The 18,791-nt window shown below is 51.8% G+C and carries 20 protein-coding genes and 1 tRNA gene; 5 read left to right on the plus strand and 16 right to left on the minus strand.

Annotation, left to right across the window (positions count from 1 at the left end):
- Positions 1 to 25 precede the first annotated feature (25 nt).
- The 3 genes from ACMAY6_RS11070 to ACMAY6_RS11080 all read right to left on the minus strand — a co-directional run bounded on the left by ACMAY6_RS11070 (position 26) and on the right by ACMAY6_RS11080 (position 1,999).
- Complete coding sequence (locus ACMAY6_RS11070; protein WP_435211836.1) at positions 26 to 445, minus strand: CBS domain-containing protein; 420 nt, start codon at positions 443 to 445, stop codon at positions 26 to 28.
- A gap of 143 nt (positions 446 to 588) precedes the next feature.
- Positions 589 to 975: a DUF2237 family protein gene (locus tag ACMAY6_RS11075; RefSeq protein WP_435211838.1), complete on the minus strand. Its 387-nt coding sequence runs from the start codon at positions 973 to 975 to the stop codon at positions 589 to 591.
- Positions 968 to 1,999 carry an isoaspartyl peptidase/L-asparaginase family protein gene (locus ACMAY6_RS11080; protein ID WP_435211840.1) on the minus strand — a complete coding sequence of 344 codons (1,032 nt, stop codon included), beginning with the start codon at positions 1,997 to 1,999 and terminating at the stop codon, positions 968 to 970. Before ACMAY6_RS11080 ends, ACMAY6_RS11075 begins: the two co-directional genes overlap by 8 nt.
- Positions 2,000 to 2,125: 126 nt before the next feature.
- Here ACMAY6_RS11080 and ACMAY6_RS11085 point away from each other — a divergent pair, with 126 nt between their 5' ends.
- Entirely contained in the window at positions 2,126 to 2,635 is a 510-nt protein-coding gene (locus ACMAY6_RS11085; RefSeq protein WP_435211841.1) for a Yip1 family protein, read from the plus strand.
- Positions 2,636 to 2,913: 278 nt separating this feature from the next.
- Here the strand turns inward: ACMAY6_RS11085 and ACMAY6_RS11090 are convergent, their stop codons facing one another.
- Positions 2,914 to 4,185: an alkyl sulfatase dimerization domain-containing protein gene (locus tag ACMAY6_RS11090; RefSeq protein ID WP_435211843.1), complete on the minus strand. Its 1,272-nt coding sequence runs from the start codon at positions 4,183 to 4,185 to the stop codon at positions 2,914 to 2,916.
- Between the two features lie 183 nt (positions 4,186 to 4,368).
- Here ACMAY6_RS11090 and ACMAY6_RS11095 point away from each other — a divergent pair, with 183 nt between their 5' ends.
- Entirely contained in the window at positions 4,369 to 4,767 is a 399-nt protein-coding gene (locus tag ACMAY6_RS11095; RefSeq protein WP_435211845.1) for a DoxX family protein, read from the plus strand.
- Between the two features lie 143 nt (positions 4,768 to 4,910).
- Positions 4,911 to 5,933: a sterol desaturase family protein gene (locus ACMAY6_RS11100; RefSeq protein WP_435211847.1), complete on the plus strand. Its 1,023-nt coding sequence runs from the start codon at positions 4,911 to 4,913 to the stop codon at positions 5,931 to 5,933.
- A gap of 76 nt (positions 5,934 to 6,009) precedes the next feature.
- Here the strand turns inward: ACMAY6_RS11100 and ACMAY6_RS11105 are convergent, their stop codons facing one another.
- From ACMAY6_RS11105 to infC, 10 genes are all read right to left on the minus strand, one after another.
- Positions 6,010 to 6,858 (minus strand): LysR family transcriptional regulator, encoded by an 849-nt coding sequence (locus tag ACMAY6_RS11105; RefSeq protein WP_435211848.1) that lies wholly within the window; start codon positions 6,856 to 6,858, stop codon positions 6,010 to 6,012.
- A gap of 24 nt (positions 6,859 to 6,882) precedes the next feature.
- Complete coding sequence (locus ACMAY6_RS11110) at positions 6,883 to 7,212, minus strand: hypothetical protein (RefSeq protein ID WP_435211850.1); 330 nt, start codon at positions 7,210 to 7,212, stop codon at positions 6,883 to 6,885.
- 543 nt (positions 7,213 to 7,755) lie between these two features.
- Positions 7,756 to 7,832 (minus strand) — tRNA-Pro (locus ACMAY6_RS11115).
- Between the two features lie 42 nt (positions 7,833 to 7,874).
- Positions 7,875 to 8,237, minus strand: a complete 363-nt coding sequence (locus tag ACMAY6_RS11120) for a MerR family transcriptional regulator (protein WP_435211852.1) — start codon at positions 8,235 to 8,237, stop codon at positions 7,875 to 7,877.
- A complete protein-coding gene (gene ihfA, locus ACMAY6_RS11125) occupies positions 8,230 to 8,544 on the minus strand; it encodes an integration host factor subunit alpha (RefSeq protein ID WP_435211854.1) in 315 nt (104 codons plus the stop codon). Before ihfA ends, ACMAY6_RS11120 begins: the two co-directional genes overlap by 8 nt.
- Positions 8,545 to 8,553: 9 nt before the next feature.
- Positions 8,554 to 10,923 carry a phenylalanine--tRNA ligase subunit beta gene (gene pheT, locus ACMAY6_RS11130; RefSeq protein WP_435211856.1) on the minus strand — a complete coding sequence of 790 codons (2,370 nt, stop codon included), beginning with the start codon at positions 10,921 to 10,923 and terminating at the stop codon, positions 8,554 to 8,556.
- A gap of 12 nt (positions 10,924 to 10,935) precedes the next feature.
- Complete coding sequence (gene pheS, locus ACMAY6_RS11135; RefSeq protein WP_435215998.1) at positions 10,936 to 11,955, minus strand: phenylalanine--tRNA ligase subunit alpha; 1,020 nt, start codon at positions 11,953 to 11,955, stop codon at positions 10,936 to 10,938.
- Between the two features lie 118 nt (positions 11,956 to 12,073).
- Positions 12,074 to 12,433: a 50S ribosomal protein L20 gene (gene rplT / locus ACMAY6_RS11140; RefSeq protein ID WP_435211858.1), complete on the minus strand. Its 360-nt coding sequence runs from the start codon at positions 12,431 to 12,433 to the stop codon at positions 12,074 to 12,076.
- Between the two features lie 28 nt (positions 12,434 to 12,461).
- Positions 12,462 to 12,656 (minus strand): 50S ribosomal protein L35, encoded by a 195-nt coding sequence (gene rpmI, locus ACMAY6_RS11145; protein WP_007235871.1) that lies wholly within the window; start codon positions 12,654 to 12,656, stop codon positions 12,462 to 12,464.
- Between the two features lie 75 nt (positions 12,657 to 12,731).
- Complete coding sequence (infC, locus tag ACMAY6_RS11150; protein ID WP_435216000.1) at positions 12,732 to 13,274, minus strand: translation initiation factor IF-3; 543 nt, start codon at positions 13,272 to 13,274, stop codon at positions 12,732 to 12,734.
- Positions 13,275 to 13,625: 351 nt separating this feature from the next.
- On the opposite strand from infC, the gene ACMAY6_RS11155 reads away from it, so the two are divergent.
- Complete coding sequence (locus ACMAY6_RS11155; RefSeq protein ID WP_435211860.1) at positions 13,626 to 14,087, plus strand: hypothetical protein; 462 nt, start codon at positions 13,626 to 13,628, stop codon at positions 14,085 to 14,087.
- 37 nt (positions 14,088 to 14,124) lie between these two features.
- Here ACMAY6_RS11155 and ACMAY6_RS11160 read toward each other — a convergent pair whose 3' ends face one another.
- Positions 14,125 to 15,147: a helix-turn-helix transcriptional regulator gene (locus ACMAY6_RS11160; RefSeq protein WP_435211862.1), complete on the minus strand. Its 1,023-nt coding sequence runs from the start codon at positions 15,145 to 15,147 to the stop codon at positions 14,125 to 14,127.
- Between the two features lie 392 nt (positions 15,148 to 15,539).
- Positions 15,540 to 17,459, minus strand: coding sequence for a threonine--tRNA ligase (thrS, locus tag ACMAY6_RS11165; RefSeq protein ID WP_435211864.1), 1,920 nt, complete (start codon positions 17,457 to 17,459; stop codon positions 15,540 to 15,542).
- Positions 17,460 to 18,084: 625 nt separating this feature from the next.
- On the opposite strand from thrS, the gene ACMAY6_RS11170 reads away from it, so the two are divergent.
- Positions 18,085 to 18,783 (plus strand): iron-containing redox enzyme family protein, encoded by a 699-nt coding sequence (locus ACMAY6_RS11170; protein WP_435211866.1) that lies wholly within the window; start codon positions 18,085 to 18,087, stop codon positions 18,781 to 18,783.
- The last annotated feature ends 8 nt before the right edge of the window (positions 18,784 to 18,791 follow it).

Consider the following 18,791-nt stretch of genomic DNA (forward strand, 5'->3'; position numbering starts at 1 on the left):
CAGGTGCTCGCACGAGCCGATCAAGCTAGGCGTCGAGCTTCTTTCTAGCGTGCTCCATTAACGCCCACAAGATGTTACTGGAGCTCACTTGACCCACTAATTTTCCCTGGTGTGTGACGGCATTCCGTCGTTGCTTAGAGTCGATCATTCGCTGAGCCACCTCCACGATCGTCTCATCAGGACTACAGGCGTCAATATGCTCAGTCATCGCTTGTTCCACCTGAATGTTTTCAGGACTGCCGTCATTGTAGATAGCCGTGAGCACTGCACGGATACAATCTAGCTCTGTAATCTTCCCGCAAGGAACTGCATCATGACCAATAACCGTCAACCCTGTCAGTCGGAATTCCACCAGTAACTCTATCGCCTTAACAAGGGGCGCAGATCTATCAATTGTGAGGGGATTGCGATGCATACAATCTCTAATGCTGGTTGGAGTGGTCATAGATTGCTCCTCATAAACGGGGTGATAGGGCACAAAGTCGTCATAAAATTTTGAATACGCCAAGGGTGCAAGCGCCACCGCACAGATGGCTTTGCGCGTCGTCAGTAAAGCGCGGCTTACCACTGATAGCAATTGAAATAATACTAGGTGCCGTCCAGAGCATGCTTTTTCAGTGTTTCCAATGCGACGATTTGTAGCGTTTTCATATTGGTCCTGCGCAACCAAACTTTGGGGGCGCAACCCGCCATTTCCGCTTCTTCCCAGCGCCGAGCACAAAGACACCACCGATCGCCGGGCTGCAAACCCGGAAAATCATATTCTGGACGAGGCGTGCTTAAGTCATTGCCCGCCCGTGCAGAAAAAGCCAAAAAGTCTTCGGTCATATCCGCGCAAACGGTGTGCGTGCCCGTATCCATGGGTCCCGTATTGCAGTACCCATCTCGGTAAAAACCGGTCATAGGTTTTTTACAACACACCTCTAATGGCGCTCCCAAAACGTTAAGCTGCCGATCTCCACCACCATCACCCATCGCTCAAATCCTGTTCTTTATTTTGTGTCCCAGCATGGCTGCGATAAATACCCACCACTTTTTCACCTGCGGCATTAATGCTAGCGCGGTACATGCCCTCGGTATTAAAGACCAGCGCAACATTGCCCTTGGGGTCAATGGCGATCACACCGCCCTCTCCTCCCGCCAGAGCCAACTCATCATGAAGTACCTGATTCGCGGCCACCAATAAATCAAGGCCCTGATACCTGACACGTGCGCAAATATCGCTGGCTACTTGCCAACGAATAAAAAATTCACCGTGTCCTGTCGCCGATACCGCGCAGCTACGATTATCTGCAAACGTTCCTGATCCGATCAGCGGGGAATCTCCGATCCGCCCCCAACGCTTTCCCGTCATGCCGCCAGTGGATGTCCCCGCGGCCAAATTGCCCGAAGTATCGAGAACCACGACACCAACGGTGCCAAACTTCTCATCACCATTCTGCGCTTTTTTGTCCTCGTATTTAGCTCGAAATAGTTCAAGGGCTTCGACCCGTCTGGGGGTTGTAAAGTAACGATTATCGACCATAGTCAGGCCCTGACTCTCAGCAAACTTGTCTGCCCCAGCACCCGATAACAGCACATGAGGCGAGTATTCGAGCACGGCATAGGCCGCTTCAATAGGATTTTTAACCCGGGTCACTCCCGCAACCGCTCCTGCTGCGAGGTTGTGCCCTAACATCATGGATGCGTCGAGCTCGTGTGTGCCATTCCACGTAAGAACCGCTCCATGTCCTGCGTTAAAAAGCGGCGAATTTTCCAATAACCGGATGGTTTCTCGCACAACATCTGAGCCGGTAGCGCCATCTTGAAGTCGCGCATGGCCCTGCTGCACGGCCGTGTTGAGTATCGCGAGGTAGTCGCGCTCCTGCTCAGGCGTTATAGAGTCGCGAGTCAGCGTACCCGCGCCTCCATGAATTGCTATTGCAATAGGGTCAGCAAAAGCCCCGGGCACCAAGCCCAGCAGGCCCAACAGTAATAATAGCCGTCGCAATTGGAACATTGCTCTCCCCCTTAATAACTTTGACCTCAAAGGATGGCACGATCGCAGCGCCATGCAAAATGTTAACGAGACATTGAAGAACCTGCACGCTAACCTTTCACCCTGATCTTTTAGGGAGCAACTCAAGTGATCGTTAGATCTGTCATTGACCGCAGCGCGGCTATATTGCTGCAACCCCACCTTTACTTTACCTGTGACGATGATTTTTTAGATTTTGGCGATGGCAGCGTTTACGTCGCAATCATGGCTGCATTGGCCACACTGCTCGGCATCGTTATGGGCAGTGCAGGCAGCCACTACAACTCTTTTGGTTTGGTCCCAGCTCTTATCATGGGTCCTTTGGCTGGTGTGCTAGTCACGTTCGTTATGGCAGGCATCATTCATGTCTTATGCAAAGCGCTAGGCAGCCAGGGTGACTTTGGTGACAGCTTCCACATAGCGGCCTCTGCCGCAGTTTTAATGCCCGTCAGCCAATTACTCAGCGTTTTACCGCTGATGATCGTCAGCATCGGTTGGGCCTGGTGGGTGGTCTCAAGAGGCGTCATCCATGTGCACAACGTGGCACCCAGAAAAGCAGAGATCGCTTTTGCACTGCTATATGCGACCCTTCTTCTGATTGCAGCGGCCAATAACTAGTTAGGCCGGAACACCGCTCTGCCCACACATACTTAGATGATAGAGCGCCGCAGCTCTCTCATCTTTCAATTAGCTACTTGAGCCCCACTAACCCGCAGAATAAGCCCACATTTGAACTTATAACGCCCGTGTGCGGCTGCAGTTTGATTCCGCGTTGCGCAGGGAAACCAAGGCATGACGACGACAGCGCTAAAGTTTGCAGCATGGCCAAACACCGTCGCATAAACTACTCCACTCATTTCGGATTTTTACGGTCGCGGAATGCGCTTTTACATTGGCTAAGACAGGTTCGCCTTTGACTCATTGGCTGCAGAACCAAAAATACCTTTGGCCATAAGAGACGTCTCACCCTCCCTGCGTTTTTGATAAATTTCAGCTCTGATGGCATGCACGGCCGTCTTATCGGATTCCGCCAGCGCTGCCATCTCAACAAGATGACAGGCCAGCCGGATATCTGTTTCTACATGATCTAGCGCTCGCTGAGCCAAGATTAAGGCACCCCCTGCCAAGCTAGCGACCTCAGCGGCTAAACGCGCCTCTTGCGCAGGCTTCAAATGTGCGGGGTTGCCGTCATACCAGCCGCCATATAAGCGCCATATATTTTGCACAACAAACTCAGGCTCATCATAGACCGGCGCCATCCATGGCAAGTCCAAAGACGCCCTCGGAATCTTCACACTGTGAATAACGTCATTCAACCGAGCGCCTTCGTTCATTAAGTGGAGCGTCTGTTGCACCAACGACTCCAAAGCCTCGGCAACGCTTGTTAGAACATGACGAATGCGCTTTTCCCCTGCAATTGGTAGCCCATGGGCTGGAAGAAACAGCTCGGGTTTCATAGCCACCATGTCACGGAGCGCCTGCGCCCACTCTCTAGGGTAGCGTTGAGCTTTTTGCGGATTGCCGGCATTCGGAAACGCCCAAATAAAAAAATCACCGGCACAAATAGCGCGGTGCGAAGGCACCCAGGTCCAGGTGTGGTCATCGGTTTCTCCCCGGGCATGGTGTAACTCAAAAGCGGTGCCACCCACATCCAAATCGAGGGTCGATTGATAAGTTTGATGTGGCTCGGGCGTGGCAGTGGGCAGGAACTGTCGGGTACCTGCCAAGTCGTAGCCCCGTCGCTTGAACTGACCAAATTGCCGCTCATTAATCACTTGGTTATAGCCATTGGTAAGCCGGTAGCGCTCAAACCGACGGGCAACATTTTCATGGGCAACGACCTTGGCAGACTTAGAATCGGCAACAAAGGCCCCAGCACCCCCAACGTGATCGATATGACCATGAGTAAAAACCAGTGAATTAAACGGCGAATTGCTCCAATCTCGGACAGCATCTACGCATCGCTGCCCCCCGTGCTCGTTGGACGTGTCGAACGCCACTAAGCCGTCATCTGTTTTGAACACAATGCAATGGGAGAACGCTTCAACGACTGCCAAGCTGCCGTTGATTTCTGACAACTCGTGATTGATACGATTAAGCGGGCCCGCGCGATCAAGCTCGAGCCTACCGTCAATGACGTCAGCCGACAGTGTCAGAAGATCGGTCATCGCTACCCCCTCAATTTATAATTGTTATGGCTCGGTTGCCTGTAGCACCCACTTTCTATGACGGTGGTTTTCTAACAACACTGACTTTGGCACACCTTTACACTGGTGACGAGTCGAACAGGCGTATGACCGAACTCAATATTTGCGGTACTGTATTCGATCGCAACCAGTGGCGGACAAAATATGTTTAGGTGGCAGTTTTTCGGGCTAGGCCTTGTCTTTCTCTGGTTCATGATTGGCGGCATCTCCCATTTCACCTCCCCTGAGTTTTTCGTCAACATTATGCCGCCGTATGTAGGGTGGCATCTTGAAATTGTCTATGTCAGCGGTATTTTGGAAATACTGGGGGCTCTGGGCATTTTGGTTCCAACAACTCGCAAGTGGGCGGGCAACTGTCTAATTCTCCTTACATTGGCAGTCACCCCAGCCAATATCCATATGTGGATGCATCCCGAGCTGTTTCCCGACGTCTCGGAAACGGCGCTCAGCGTAAGGTTGTTTGTTCAGGTGTTATTGCTGATCTGTATTGGGTGGTCTACCAGACCGTCCATTGATCTGGGTAAGACGGTGGGGGCCAACTGATATGGTTATATCAATAGAAACGAACACATCAATACCATTCGCGCCTCGAGTCATTCCCCAACCCATAACCCCTCAAAAATCATGATCGCAATAAAGAAGAACACGGTTTTAATGATTCCACTTTCGGGGTTTGCGGCACGCCCATGAACATCTCTGCAGACCAACCAGTGGGGCCAACTACCGAACTCGTCGCCCAGCTCTGGCAAGTAATTTTGGCAAACCTACCTAGAGATCTGACCTGGCCTGTCTTACTGATGACAACCCTGCTGGCCACAGGAATTTGGCTGACACGCCAAGGGCACGGCGCCAAAAATGCTGACGGGCGGGAACGAAAAACTACCCTTTTGCAGTTCTTGCTACCAAAAGATATTTACACTCACGTATCCGCCCGGGTCGATATTGCACTTTATGTATTTGAGCGAACACTCAGGCCCCTATGGGTGGTACCCGTTTTAATAGTGCTGGCCCCTGCAGTCGAGCAGTCTGTCATCGCCGCGATGAATAACCTACTGGGACCTAGCCCCAGATTAGCCTCCACCCCCAGTTGGATGCTGCTGTACAGCTTGATCACCCTGCTGCTCTACGACACCATTTTCTATCTCATTCATTACTCCGAACATAAGATTCCAGCCCTGTGGGCGATCCACAAAATCCACCACAGCGCCGAGGTACTCACGCCTTTGACCCGTTATCGCGAACATTTTATTGAGGGGCCTATTTATGCCGTAGGGGCTGCACTCGCTTACGGCCTTGCAGGCGGACTTTTCGGTTGGATTTTTGTCGATGGCATAACACAGGCTACGCTGTTCAATATTGGCTTCTTCTCACTTTTGTTTGGATTTAACGGATCTTTTAGGCATTACCACGTGGCTTTTCACTACCCACCCTGGCTATCAAAGTGGCTACACAGCCCCGTCATGCATCATGTTCATCACAGCTACCTACCACAGCACTGGGACAAAAATTTCGCTGCAGTAACCAGCATTTGGGATCGGTTGTTTGGGACGCTGTATATTCCTGAGAAGGATGAGACAACCCCCTGGGGACTGGGCCCTGAAACTCAGGGCCACTATCGAACATTCTTACAAAATACGCTGGGCCCCTTTAGAGATTGGCACGCAATGGCATTTGGGACTGGCCAGGCTAAAAAGAAGGCCGAAGACTGAAGCGGGCACCTATCCGGTATTGCACATTCGCCGAGAAGGCAAAGCCGCGATCACCCCATGCCCCAGCGCGCTCAGATCAAACTTTTTCAAGCAAAGACAGGTGTTTGAATAGCGCACGAATGCGAGCCGACTGCCGGAGATCTTTGTGGTGCAACACCCAAATATACCCCCAATGTGTCGCTGGCACATTGGGTAGGAGTAGAAGTTCCGGGTCTTCGGCTGCCATCATAGAAGGCAACACCGCTACCCCCAGCTGATGTTTAACTGCCATGAGGCGCGGCATGAGACTATGGAAAAGATGCCGGCCCGACAAACCCAAGCTTCCTGCCGTTACAAACTCACCCTGTTTATGACGCGGGGCGGATCCAATATAAGTTAACTCTCTGAGCCCTTTTGCCGCTTCAGTGAGCAAGTTTGTATGCACATAATATCCGATGGAAATCGGCATAAGCTTAATGCCCACAATATCTTTTGGGGGGCGCTTATCTTTGGGCATTCCTCTAATCGCAAGATCGGCCTCACGACGTGCCAAGTCCACGTGATCGTCACTGGCTGAAATGTCTAAATCAATACCGGGGTATCGCTGTGAAAAATTAGCGAGCGCATTGTATATAGGGTGCGCCGACCACAGGGGTAGTGAAACTTTGATCCCCCCGGTCAGTTGGGCATCCATGCCCACGAGGCGGCGCTCGGCCTCGTCGAGTGTTTCCTCAACCCCCTGAGCTATCGGAAGCAGTTCAGCAGCGAGTGCCGTTGCTTGAAAACCATCAGGAGTACGATCGAAAAGCTTACCCGCAAGTGCCTCTTCCAAGCCATCAAGCCTGCGCATTACCGTGGTGTTGCTAACACCGAGTTGCGCAGCAGCTTTTCGAGTAGAGCCATATCGACTCAATGACAATAAAATTTTTAAGTCATCCCAATTCACTTCGACTGCTTATACATCCTCACGCTATGCGTTGAATATAGACCCGTCCTTGGCCATCAGCACAATGCCTGGTTCTGGCGCATCGTTACTCACACACTCAACAACCGTCATGGCCTCACCAGCGGGGTAAACTTTGAGCGTCATCTTATGCTGGCCTTGATACTGCTTGGCTTTCACCATTCTAATCCGCACATCGTCTCCGTACAGGGCCTTCAATTCTAGCTTGCAAATTTTGAGATGATCACTCTGGCTTTCGGCCGAAACCGATGTCGAGAAAAGTGATATGACGCCCATCGCTAACACCACCAAAGCCGCCATTGCTGACTGAGTTACTGCACCTTTTGCTGTCTTCATTTTTGCCTCTCCTTTAAAGAGCACTAAGTGAAGCAAGCGAGACTACATGAGCAAATATCGCAACGATATATATTAAATTGATGTCATAAGATGCAAATTTGCAACACTTAAATAATAGATTGTCAGGGCGTAGCGATTAGGGTGTATCGCTTATCTGGTTAATTTTTCAGGGACTTTTCCTCGGTCTGCTGGCGATCCGGGCACTCAAATCGCCTGATTAGACGATGACCTCGGTGGCGACGGGATATAACGAATGGAAGTCATGGCTGCCCCATAACTAGCAATGCCGATCCGGCCGAAAGCGATGAAAAAAGGCGGCGCCAGTTAAAGCATTAACGATAACGTCCTGCCTCGCAAAGGAAGACTTATTCTGATCGCAACGGTGTTGATTTGTAAGCTTCGTTGGCTGGAACAACAGACTAGGGGCGTTCACCAATCAAAGGGATAGCAAAAAGGCAGGCTCGGTACGCGGTTTCTTATTTGCAAGTACTCAATTAAGAACAAGGCTCTTTCAAAGCGCCTTGCACTGTCTTCGCAAAAAAATGGTCGGGACGGCAGGATTTGAACCTGCGACCACCACACCCCCAGTGTGGTGCGCTACCAGACTGCGCTACGCCCCGAAGCGGCGAGAGTATACATGGGTAAAGACGTGGTGGTAAGTGTCAGAGCGGAGGATTTAGCAGCGCTTGGGCTTTTAGTAAGTCGCTAATGCAATCTCGAGCCACCTGCTGAATCTCGACGGGTGTCGGTACCTCGTCTTCTTGGGTCATACGTTGCCGAGCACCGCCGATGGTATAGCCCTGCTCGTACAGCAAACTCCGAATCGTACGAATCATCTCAACATCGACGCGCTGATAGTAGCGACGGTTTCCACGGCGCTTCACAGGTTTTAACTGAGGAAACTCTTGCTCCCAGTAGCGCAAAACGTGGGGCTTTACGGCGCAAAGATCACTGACCTCGCCAATGGTGAAGTAGCGCTTGGTGGGAATTGGAGGAAGTTCACTGTTGTGCGTGGGTTCAAGCATTATCAAATCCTCCCTGTTCAGTCACCTGTTCAACTTTTGCCTTGAGCTTTTGCCCTGGCCGAAAAGTCACCACTCTTCTGGCCGAAATAGGTATTGCCTCGCCAGTTTTCGGGTTTCTTCCGGGTCGCTGACGCTTGTCTCTGAGATCAAAATTTCCAAAGCCTGACAATTTGACTTGCTCATTGTTCTCAAGGCAAATCCGTATTTCTTCAAAGAACTGCTCTACCAGTTCCTTGGCCTCACGCTTATTGAGGCCAAGCTCCTCAAAGAGCTTGTCGGCCATCTCAGATTTTGTCAGTGCAGACATGATATTTCGCTATGCCCTTAATTCCGCATTGAATTTTTCTTTCAGGAAATCAACGACTTGGTTAATAATCGCAGACACTTCCTCATCATCAAGAGTGCGCGAGCCGTCTCGAAAAGTCAAACCCAGAGCGATACTTTTTTGGTGATCACCAACGCCACTACCGGTGTAGACATCGAAAAGCTTCAGGTCAGCCAAAGCCGGCCCTGACACGTCGCGAACAGCGTCCAACAACGCGCCGACCTCGAGGTCGCGCCCAACCACAACCGCAATATCCCGCCGAGTCTCGGGAAAACGCGAAATATCCGCGTAAGCTGGCACGCTGCCTTGACGCACTGCACTCAGATCCAGTTCAGCAAATACGGTATTCGCGGGTATGTCCAACTGCTGCGCCGCCTGAGGGTGCACTGTCCCCAAGAACCCAATCACTTTGCCATCGAGGGCGACATTGGCCGTTTGACCATCATGCAGCCCCGAATGGCACGCCGAGATAAACGTGACGCCAGCATCGGTGCGTCCCAGCAGTTGTTCTAGCTCCCCTTTCATGTCGAAGAAATCAACTCGACTGCTGTCATCCGCCCAGTTTTCTGTGGCTTTGGTACCAGACATTGCCAGCGCAAGCATCGACTGCTCAGCATAGGGTTGCCCGGTGGTGAAGCGGTTTCCCGTCTCGAAAAGTCGCACTCGAGAGTTCTGACGCTTAACGTTGTGTGCCACCGCAGCCGCCAACCCAGGCAGAAGGCCTAGGCGCATTTCAGACAGCTCACTAGAAATAGGATTCTTTACTTTGATCGCCTGACCCTCAGGCCAGAACACCGCTTGCTGCTCTGGCGCCACAAAGCTAAAAGTAATCGCCTCCTGAAACCCTCGCGATACTAGGCCTTGTCGCAGTGTACGCAGCGATCGTTGCGCCTCACTGACGGGTGTGATCTGAAGCTTCGCCTCAATATGGGCAGTCGGCAAACGGTTGTAACCATGGACTCGAGCCAACTCTTCAATTAAATCGACCTCTTGGCTCATGTCAAAGCGCCAGCTGGGGGCAACACATGTCCAGGAATTTGACTCATCGTAGGTCACATCGAACCCTAACCCCTGCAAAATGCGCGTCACTTCATCCTCTGGCAGTGCTAAGCCTAAAACACGCTCAATACGCTCCGCACGCAGCACGAGTGTCGACTGTTCGGGTAAATCTTCAGGGCTGACCACTTCAATAACAGGGCCAGCGCTGCCGCCGGTTACGGTCAGCAGCAGCTCTGTTGCCCGCTCAATTGCACGCCGTTGCAACTGCCAATCTACCCCTCGCTCGTAACGATGAGAAGCATCGGTATGCAATCCGTAGCCTCGCGCTCGACCGGCGATTAGGGCTGGCGTAAAGAAAGCGCTTTCTAGAAAAATAGATCGCGTCTCAGCGGTAACACCACTGTTAGCACCACCCATAATACCCGCAAGCGCCAAGGGTCGCTGTTGATCCGCTATGACCAAAGTCCCATCGGTCAGCTGTATCTCCGAACCGTCCAGTAACGTCATGAATTCATTAGGCGTTGACTCACGAACGACAACACCACCTGACAACGTATCCAAATCAAAAGCGTGCAGCGGCTGGCCCATCTCCAACATGACGTAGTTAGTCACATCTACGACCGGGTCTATCGTACGAAGCCCCGACCGGCGCAGTCGCTCAGCCATGTACAAAGGCGTGGTCGCGCCAAGATCAACACCCTCAATAACTCTGCCGAGATACCGTGGGCATTGTGCACTTGCCACCACCTCAACAGGGAAAGTGGTATCAATAGTCGGTTGAACCGGCTCTACGGGAGGCTCGCAGGCCATTAACTGATTGAGAACTGCGACATCCCGCGCAACACCAGCAATGCCAAGACAATCCGCGCGGTTAGGTGTTAAGCCAAGCTCAAGGGTGACGTCATTCAGAGCGAGGTAGTCACGTAAGTCCTGTCCCACCGGCGCATCGGGAGCAAGCTCAAGCAGTCCGTCCTTTTCATCCGACAGAGACAGCTCTGCAGCAGCGCACAACATGCCCTGACTCTCAAGCCCTCGTAATTTAGCTTTCTTAATTTTGAAGTTGCCCGGGAGCACTGCGCCAAGACGTGCCAGAGGTGCTTTTAAACCCACACGAGCGTTGGGCGCACCACAAACAATTTGTACCGTCTCATCACCAGCGTTTACGGTGCAAACACGCAGCTTGTCGGCGTCGGGGTGCTGCTCTGCCGTTACAATCTCCGCAACAACCACCCCCTCAAAAGACCCTGCAACCGGCGTAATGGCATCGACCTCCAAGCCAGCCATTGTCAGCTGCTCGGCCAACATTTCAGACGACAAACTGGGGTTAACCCATTCGCGCAACCACTGTTCTGAAAAAATCATGGTTCGCGTCCTCTACTGAAACTGGCTTAAAAAGCGCAGATCGTTGTCAAAGTTTAGCCTCAGATCGCCAATGCCATAGCGCAGCATAGCCAAACGCTCCACGCCCAAACCAAAAGCAAAACCCGTAAATCGCTCGGTATCGATGCCCGACATTTCAAACACCCGTGGATTCACCATGCCGCAGCCCAATACTTCGAGCCAGCCCGTATGGCTGCACACCCGACAACCCTCACCGCCGCACTTCACACACTGAATATCAACTTCGGCCGAAGGTTCAGTAAAGGGAAAGTAGGAAGGTCTAAATCTCACCGCGAGATCATCGCGCTCGAAAAACGCCTGCATAAACGCTTCCAGCAAGCCCTTAAGGTCGGCAAAGCTGGATCGCTCATCAACAAGCAAGCCCTCTATTTGATGGAACATGGGCGAATGCGTTAAATCAGAATCGCAGCGATAAACTCGCCCAGGACAGATAATCCTTAACGGCGGCTCGCGGGATTCCATAGTTCGAATCTGCACACCCGAAGTGTGGGTGCGCAGCACATGCGTTTCGTCAATGTAAAACGTATCGTGCATAGCCCGCGCGGGGTGATGGGCTGGAATATTGAGGGCTTCAAAGTTGTGATAATCGTCCTCAATTTCAGGGCCTTCAGCGACGCTAAACCCCATTCCGGTAAAAAAATCCTCTACCCGCTGGATGGTTCGAGTAATGGGATGTAGTCCTCCAAGGTCAACACCGCGCCCAGGTAACGTCACATCGATTTTTTCAGCTTCAATCTTCTGCTGCAAAGCCGCCTGCTCAAGCCCGGTTCGCCGCTCATTAAGCACCCCGGAAAGCTCCTGCTTCACCGCATTGATAAGAGCACCGGCCTTGGGACGTTCCTCGGCGGACAGCCCTCCTAACGTTTTCAAAAGCCCAGTCAAAGCACCCTTTTTACCCAGATACTCAACGCGAAGCTGCTCTAGCTCCTGCGGTGTTGATGCCTGTGCTACCGCGGCTATGGCTGCTGATTTAATTGCCTCTAGGGATTCCATGCTTTCCATCTCAACCGTATGCAAACGCCGGCCACTTCTGACCATAAAAAAAGGAAGGAGCAAGTGCGCCTTCCCTCATAGGATACTGCAGTCGGGCCTGCAAGACGCAGGCCGCTGATTAAGCTGCCAGAGCTGAGCGCGCTTGCTCCACAACCGCTGCAAATGCAGCCTTGTCATGCACGGCCAAATCGGCCAGCACACGTCGATCCAGCGCTATATCTGCTTTCTTCAGGCCATTAATAAGCCGGCTGTAAGTCAGGCCATTGGCACGGGACTGCGCATTGATGCGGGTAATCCAGAGTGCACGGAACTGACGCTTTCGTTGCCGGCGGTCACGATAAGCGTACTGACCTGCTTTGGTGACTGCCTGCTTGGCTACCCGAAACACACGTGAGCGCGCCCCGTAATACCCTTTCGCTTTGTTTAAGATTTTCTTGTGACGACGTCTAGCCGTCACACCACGTTTTACACGAGCCATAGTCTTTTACTCCAAGTGATGAGGACGGTTATTTAGCACGAAGCATACGATCGATCAGCACTTTATCTGCCTGATCAACCATAGACGTGCCGCGCAGCTGACGCTTACGCTTGGTCGTCATCTTGGTAAGAATATGGCTTTTATGAGCGCTTTTGCGCTTATAACCGCCGGCCGTTTTTTTAAACCGCTTGGCGGCACCACTGTGAATTTTTGCTTTGGACATGGATACAACTCCGCATTTGGCCCGCTTACGCAGGCGAGTTTTTCATTGATCGGGGCCAGAGGCATTCACTGGCCATTAACCCCGCTTCTTAGGTGCGATAACCATCGTCAACTGTCGGCCTTCCATTTTCGGAAATTGCTCAACGTTGCCGAGTTCGCTCAGGTCGGCTTCTACTCGCTTGAGTAGCTCCATGCCGATTTCCTGATGAGCCATTTCACGCCCGCGGTACCGCAGGGTGACTTTGGCCTTATCGCCGTTCTCAAGGAAACGCACCAGGTTGCGTAGTTTTACCTGGTAGTCCCCTTCGTCCGTCCCTGGACGAAATTTCATTTCTTTAACTTGGATTCGTTTGGTCTTCTTTCGCTGCGCAGCTTTTTGCTTTTTGGCCTCAAAAATATGCTTTCCGTAGTCCATAACTTTACAGACTGGCGGATCAGACTCTGCCATCAGCACGAGGTCCATGCCTGCTGCTTCTGCAGCTGCTTGAGCCTCGGCGATTGGTACAATGCCCACTTGCTCTCCCTCAGCACTGACTAAACGCACCTGAGAGGCTGTAATTTGCTCATTCGTAATGGCTTTTTTGCTTTTGCTGTCGCTCTTAATACCCTCGATCTCCAGTTAGTAAAGAGCGCGGATAGTACAGGCAAGCGAGGCCAAGCTCAAGATGCCTCGTTGGTATAAATAACCGACCCAAATCCTGCATTCGTCGGGTTAACCCCTGTGGTTTCACCAGAGGGCAAAACAGCGAACTCAGACTTGACCGCTTCGGCCCTGAACTGTGCCCCCGGCAGGGATAAAGTCTGTGCGCGCCTCCCCGCGGACCACCATAAAAATCTCCAACTAAGCCACGATTAGTTCGGGCCAAAACCTATCTTTTCGCGGCAAGTCATTAATTCTCGATGAAAGGCTACTGACAATTTACTGAGATCTCGATAACGTCAGGGCTCAATGAAATAGAGGTCCATCAACATGAACTTGCTCGACATCGATCAATTCCAGTGGCAGCACCACCAAGAAATTGTTGCGGGCGCGCCCCCCATCGATTACTGGAGCTCGATACTTTCCATTAGCAACAGTGGGCGCCTAGAAATGCTATACCGTTGGGAGCCCAATGCGCATTGCCACTTTCACCGCCATCGCGCAGAGACAACATCGATCGTTTTGCAAGGCGAGCTCAATGTAGCCGACTACGTCAATGGCAAAGTCACTAACTCATGGGTGAGGCCAAAGGGGCATCGCGCCTTCGGTGAGGGCGATGAGGTTCATCGAGAATGGGGCGGGCCACAGGGTGCTTTGGTGTACTTTAGCCTGTATGCCAATGATGGATTGCTCGCAGATCAGCTAGATTCCCAAGGCAATATCATCAGAACCACGTCTTTGAGCGATGTCAAAAAACACTATGATAAAAATGCTGCCACCCTGCAGCACTGAATGCTGGGGGGGCCCTCTTTCACTCCAAAAAAACTGGCTACTTGATAGAGCTCACGAGATCCTGCTCGGCGCACCAGCTCAGAGGAGAGCAACCGAAGCGCTGGGAGAAGTACCGCGAGAAATTTCCAGTGTTTGAAAATCCAGCGTGATTTGAAATCAAACTGACCGAAAAAACCCCGCTACGCAGCATAGGCAACACAACTTCATCTCGAGATTCGTCGAGCAAACACTGAAATGTAACGCCCAAATCACGTGCTAAACGCCGTTGTAACGTGCGTTTGTCGCAATGCATGCGCTCGGCTAGACGGGTGAGCTGATAACGACCCGTCGGCAAGGTTGCCCGAATCCAACCTTTAATTTCACTCTTGAGCACGGCACTAAGGTCGCCCTGTTTATAGGCATCCAATGCGCTGTTGGCCTGTTGGGTAAACCCCGTCAGTCCTTTGCGATAGCCCGGGTTAGGCCTAGCTAATACATCGCGGTGAATAAGCACTCCCGTATCTGGGCTATCCACATTGACAGGAATGGACTGAAAATGGCTGGGCCAACGCAAACCCACATTCGATGGCGTCAAATTAATAGAATGAGGCTTAAAGGCGCCCTCTGAAATTGCGCCCAAACCCGAGACGACTTGCATCAATGCTGTTCCGGCAACGACCTCCGCGGCATGCTTGTCCTGAGTGCTGTCTATTTCTACCCACAATGACAGAAAAATATAATCGCCTTGAGGCCTCACCTGCCAAACAATGGGGGCTGCATGCAGCGGGTTGTACCGCAACAACACGGACAGCATCGCACCCACGTTGGGAGCCTCTTTAAATAGGGAACCGAGAACTCCGGCGTGGTTTTCTACTTGATCATCGACCCAACCCGCAATTAACTCCGAGCCTTCCTCAGCCATGGGCAAAAGCAACCGACAGACATCAGAAAGCGGAATTTCGGGGTTCATCGTGTACGGGCCAGCAGCGGATGCCTGAAGAATGGCTTCCTGGCATTTGTGGTCAGGCGACCACTTTGGCATTCCCCAAAGGGCAGCGGTTTCGACGACACCTTGAATCATTTGGTTAGTCCGAATGCGTTACGTTCTCAGCATGTTCGCCATGGAGCAGCGTTTGTCAAGTCAAAGGCCACAATGTTGTTAAAGCCCGCACCAAATTGTGTAAAGGGTGTCACGAAATGATAATTCAGGATCGGCCAGCTGAACCTGCCTAGCATGAGCTCTTAAGCAATAAACCCAAACCGCTTGCTACAGATTAATGGTCCTCAAGCACCCGCAAGGGCACCACCGATCCAAGGGTGCCTCGCAACAGCGGCTTTCGCGCCAACCTCCCAAGCCGCCCCCCGAACAATTGATTCGAGGGCGCGAAACCGAACGCCCCACACAGCACCTTTATGCAGTAGGGAGTATCTTTACTGTCAATTTGAGTCCTATCTGCCTCGATCTGCCTCGCACTAAGTGCTCAGACGCCCCTTCTTTGCTGACATATCGTCCATTAACTGCATAAGTTCTGCCAAATTCAAGCTGCCGAGATCTGAACCATGACGCCCTCTTACCGCCACGGTACCCGAGGTCATTTCTTTGTCGCCAACTACTAAAACTAACGGCACTTTTGCCAACTCGTGTTCACGAATTTTAAAGCCAATTTTTTCATTGCGAAGGTCAGTGCCCACCCTGAAACCCGCCTCCTTGAGGTCGGCTGCCACCTGCTGGGCATAAGCCCCCTGTTTATCTGTAATCGGCGCCACGATTGCCTGTTGAGGCGCAAGCCACAGCGGAAACTCTCCCTCGTAGTGCTCTATGAGAATACCGATAAACCGCTCAAAGGATCCCAACACAGCGCGATGCAGCATGACGGGAACCTGTCTACTGCCATCCTCCGCGACATACTGTGCATCGAGGCGGCCTGGCATTGAGAAATCAACCTGAATCGTACCCAGCTGCCAAACTCGGCCAATACAGTCTTTAAGAGAGAACTCAATTTTTGGGCCATAGAATGCGCCCTCGCCGGGAAGCATCTCCCAATTGAGCTTCTTGGCATCTAAAGCCTCTGCCAGCGCTGCTTCAGCTCTGTCCCAGTCTGTCTCGGAACCCACCCGCTCGGCGGGGCGTGTGGATAACCGATAGATTACTTCGGTAAAACCAAAGTCGGCATACACCTCGTGCAACATGTCGATAAACGTGGCGACCTCAGACTGAATTTGCGCCTCTGTGCAAAAAATATGCGCATCGTCTTGGGTGAATCCTCTTACCCGCATAATGCCGTGCAAGGAGCCTGAGGGCTCATTACGGTGGCAGCTGCCAAACTCTGCAAGCCTTAGGGGCAGATCCCGGTAAGACTTTAAGCCCTGATTGAACACTTGAACATGACACGGGCAATTCATGGGTTTAACCGCAAACTGTCGGTCATCGGCATCTAAGGTAAACATTCCTGACGCGAATTTGTCCGCATGTCCTGATCGCTGCCACAGGGATATATCGACCACTTGGGGTGTTTTTATCTCCTCGTAATCAAAGCGCAGTTGCTGCTTGCGCATGTAACTTTCAATCACCTGATAAATCGTCCAGCCGGGAGGATGCCAAAACACCATACCGGGGGCTTCTTCCTGAGTATGAAAAAGATCGAGCTTTTTAGCGATTTTACGATGATCGCGTTTTTCTGCTTCAGCAATTCTATTGAGGTACGCCTTCAGTTCTTTTTTGTTGCCCCAAGCGGTGCCATAAATACGCTGCAACATCTGATTGTTGGCATCACCGCGCCAGTAGGCGCCCGCAACCTTAGTCAATCTAAACGCTTTTAATTTGCTGGTTGTGGGCACATGGGGACCGCGACAAAGATCCATCCACTCACCCTGCTTGTAGATAGAAATCTCTTCTCCCTCTGGAAGCTCCTCAATAATCTGAACTTTGAAGTGCTCTCCCATGTTGCGAAAAAGATCAATCGCTTGATCCCTCGAGTACACAACCCGTTCCACGGAAAGGTCGGCACTCGCGAGCTCCTCCATGCGCTTTTCAATACGCTCTAGGTCTTCAGGGGTAAAGTTGTGGCCTGTGGCAAAGTCGTAATAGAAGCCATTTTCGACGGTGGGGCCAATCGTGACCTGTGTGCCGGGAAATAACTGCTGTACCGCCTGAGCTAATAAGTGCGCGGTGGAGTGTCGAATGATCTCAACCCCCGCTTCGTCACGCTCAGTAATAATGCTTAACGAAACATCACCATCGATCATGTAAGAGGTGTCGACCTCGCGGCCATCAACTACGCCCGCCAAGGCCGCTTTTGCAAGACCCGGGCCGATATCGAATGCCACATCGGCCACAGAGACCGCGTGCTCGAAGCTGCGCTGAGACCCATCTGGAAGATTAATAACTGGCATGCTGGCAATCCTTTTAACAGCCCCACCGCCTTGAGGAGGCTATACGCTGAAGTAATAATTAGCCCCAGAGCGACGGCTCACCGACGAGTTATTTGACACTTACACGACCAACCCCCCACCAATGAGAAGTTCTGAGCCGGTTGCCAACATTCGAAATGATTAGCGAACATCGTAGTAGCGAAACCCTGAGGATTTTCCATAGTATCGCAACCGTATACACGGCGCACCAAGTGAGCGCGAGGAAATCGAAATACATCACTATCGAAGGGTCTCTGAGTTCCACGAGCCGACGTGCTCGCGCTAAACAAGCCTTTCAGCAAGGAGATTGATGGCGATTGCATAGCAGCAGAATCACCCTTGTAGTCACGTCACTTCCAAATGCCTTGACGCTTTAGGGCTTAACCTCGCTAACCCACAGCACCAATGACCTAAGATCACAGTGCCCTGATCCAGCCCAGCTACCAACTGGTCATAGTGCCCTCATGCCTTGTGGTTGCAAAACAGTCGAGCTCGCAAGTGCCGTCGAGGCCAAATCTAACGGACACAAGCTATATCATCTGTATGCGCCTGGGATTCGTACGGTATCGTAATGTTTACAGAGCAATGATGAACAGGGACAGCCATCATGGAAGAAAACAGGAAACGCGGCAGCACTCAGCTGTCACACAGTCAAGTTTTGCGCAGCAAAATAGCAATGGTGATGCCGAGACTGCACGAGCAGTTGTACCAATTTTGGAATCACCCCCGCATTGGCGACATTTTCCCAAAACACCTTGAAATTCTCTATCACACGGTGCACGCCAGTGTACCTCTGCTTGAAGCAGCGCTCTCCGAGGCGCAGCGACTCGAGTTAACCTGTCCCGTAGCACGCGCGCTGATTCCCTACCTAGAAAAGCACATCGCAGAAGAAAAAGATCACGATGTGTGGGTGCTGGAAGATCTTGCAGTTTTTGGTATCGACAGGAAAAGTGTGATTGAACAAATTCCACCCTCTGTGGTCGCAACACAAATAGGCAGCCAGTACTACTACATTAAGTATGCCCACCCATTGGCCGTCATTGCTTATCTGGCGGTTGTGGAAGGCTCTCCACCGATGGCCGATCAGCTTGACCGCCTGGTGACCAATACCGCGATTCCGAGAGAGGCGATGCGAAGCTTTTACAAACACGCAGACATAGATCGCTATCACAGTCAGGAGCTTTGGGCTTTCATCGATACACTGCCACTCACTCACAAACAAACAAATCTGCTAGGCTTAAACTCGATGCTAACGACTGAGCACGCTGCGAACACCCTCGAATACCTACTGGAAGACTTCAGTTGATTGAAGCA

Source organism: Luminiphilus sp. nBUS_16 (assembly GCF_051201645.1).
Taxonomy (GTDB): Bacteria; Pseudomonadota; Gammaproteobacteria; order Pseudomonadales; family Halieaceae; genus Luminiphilus.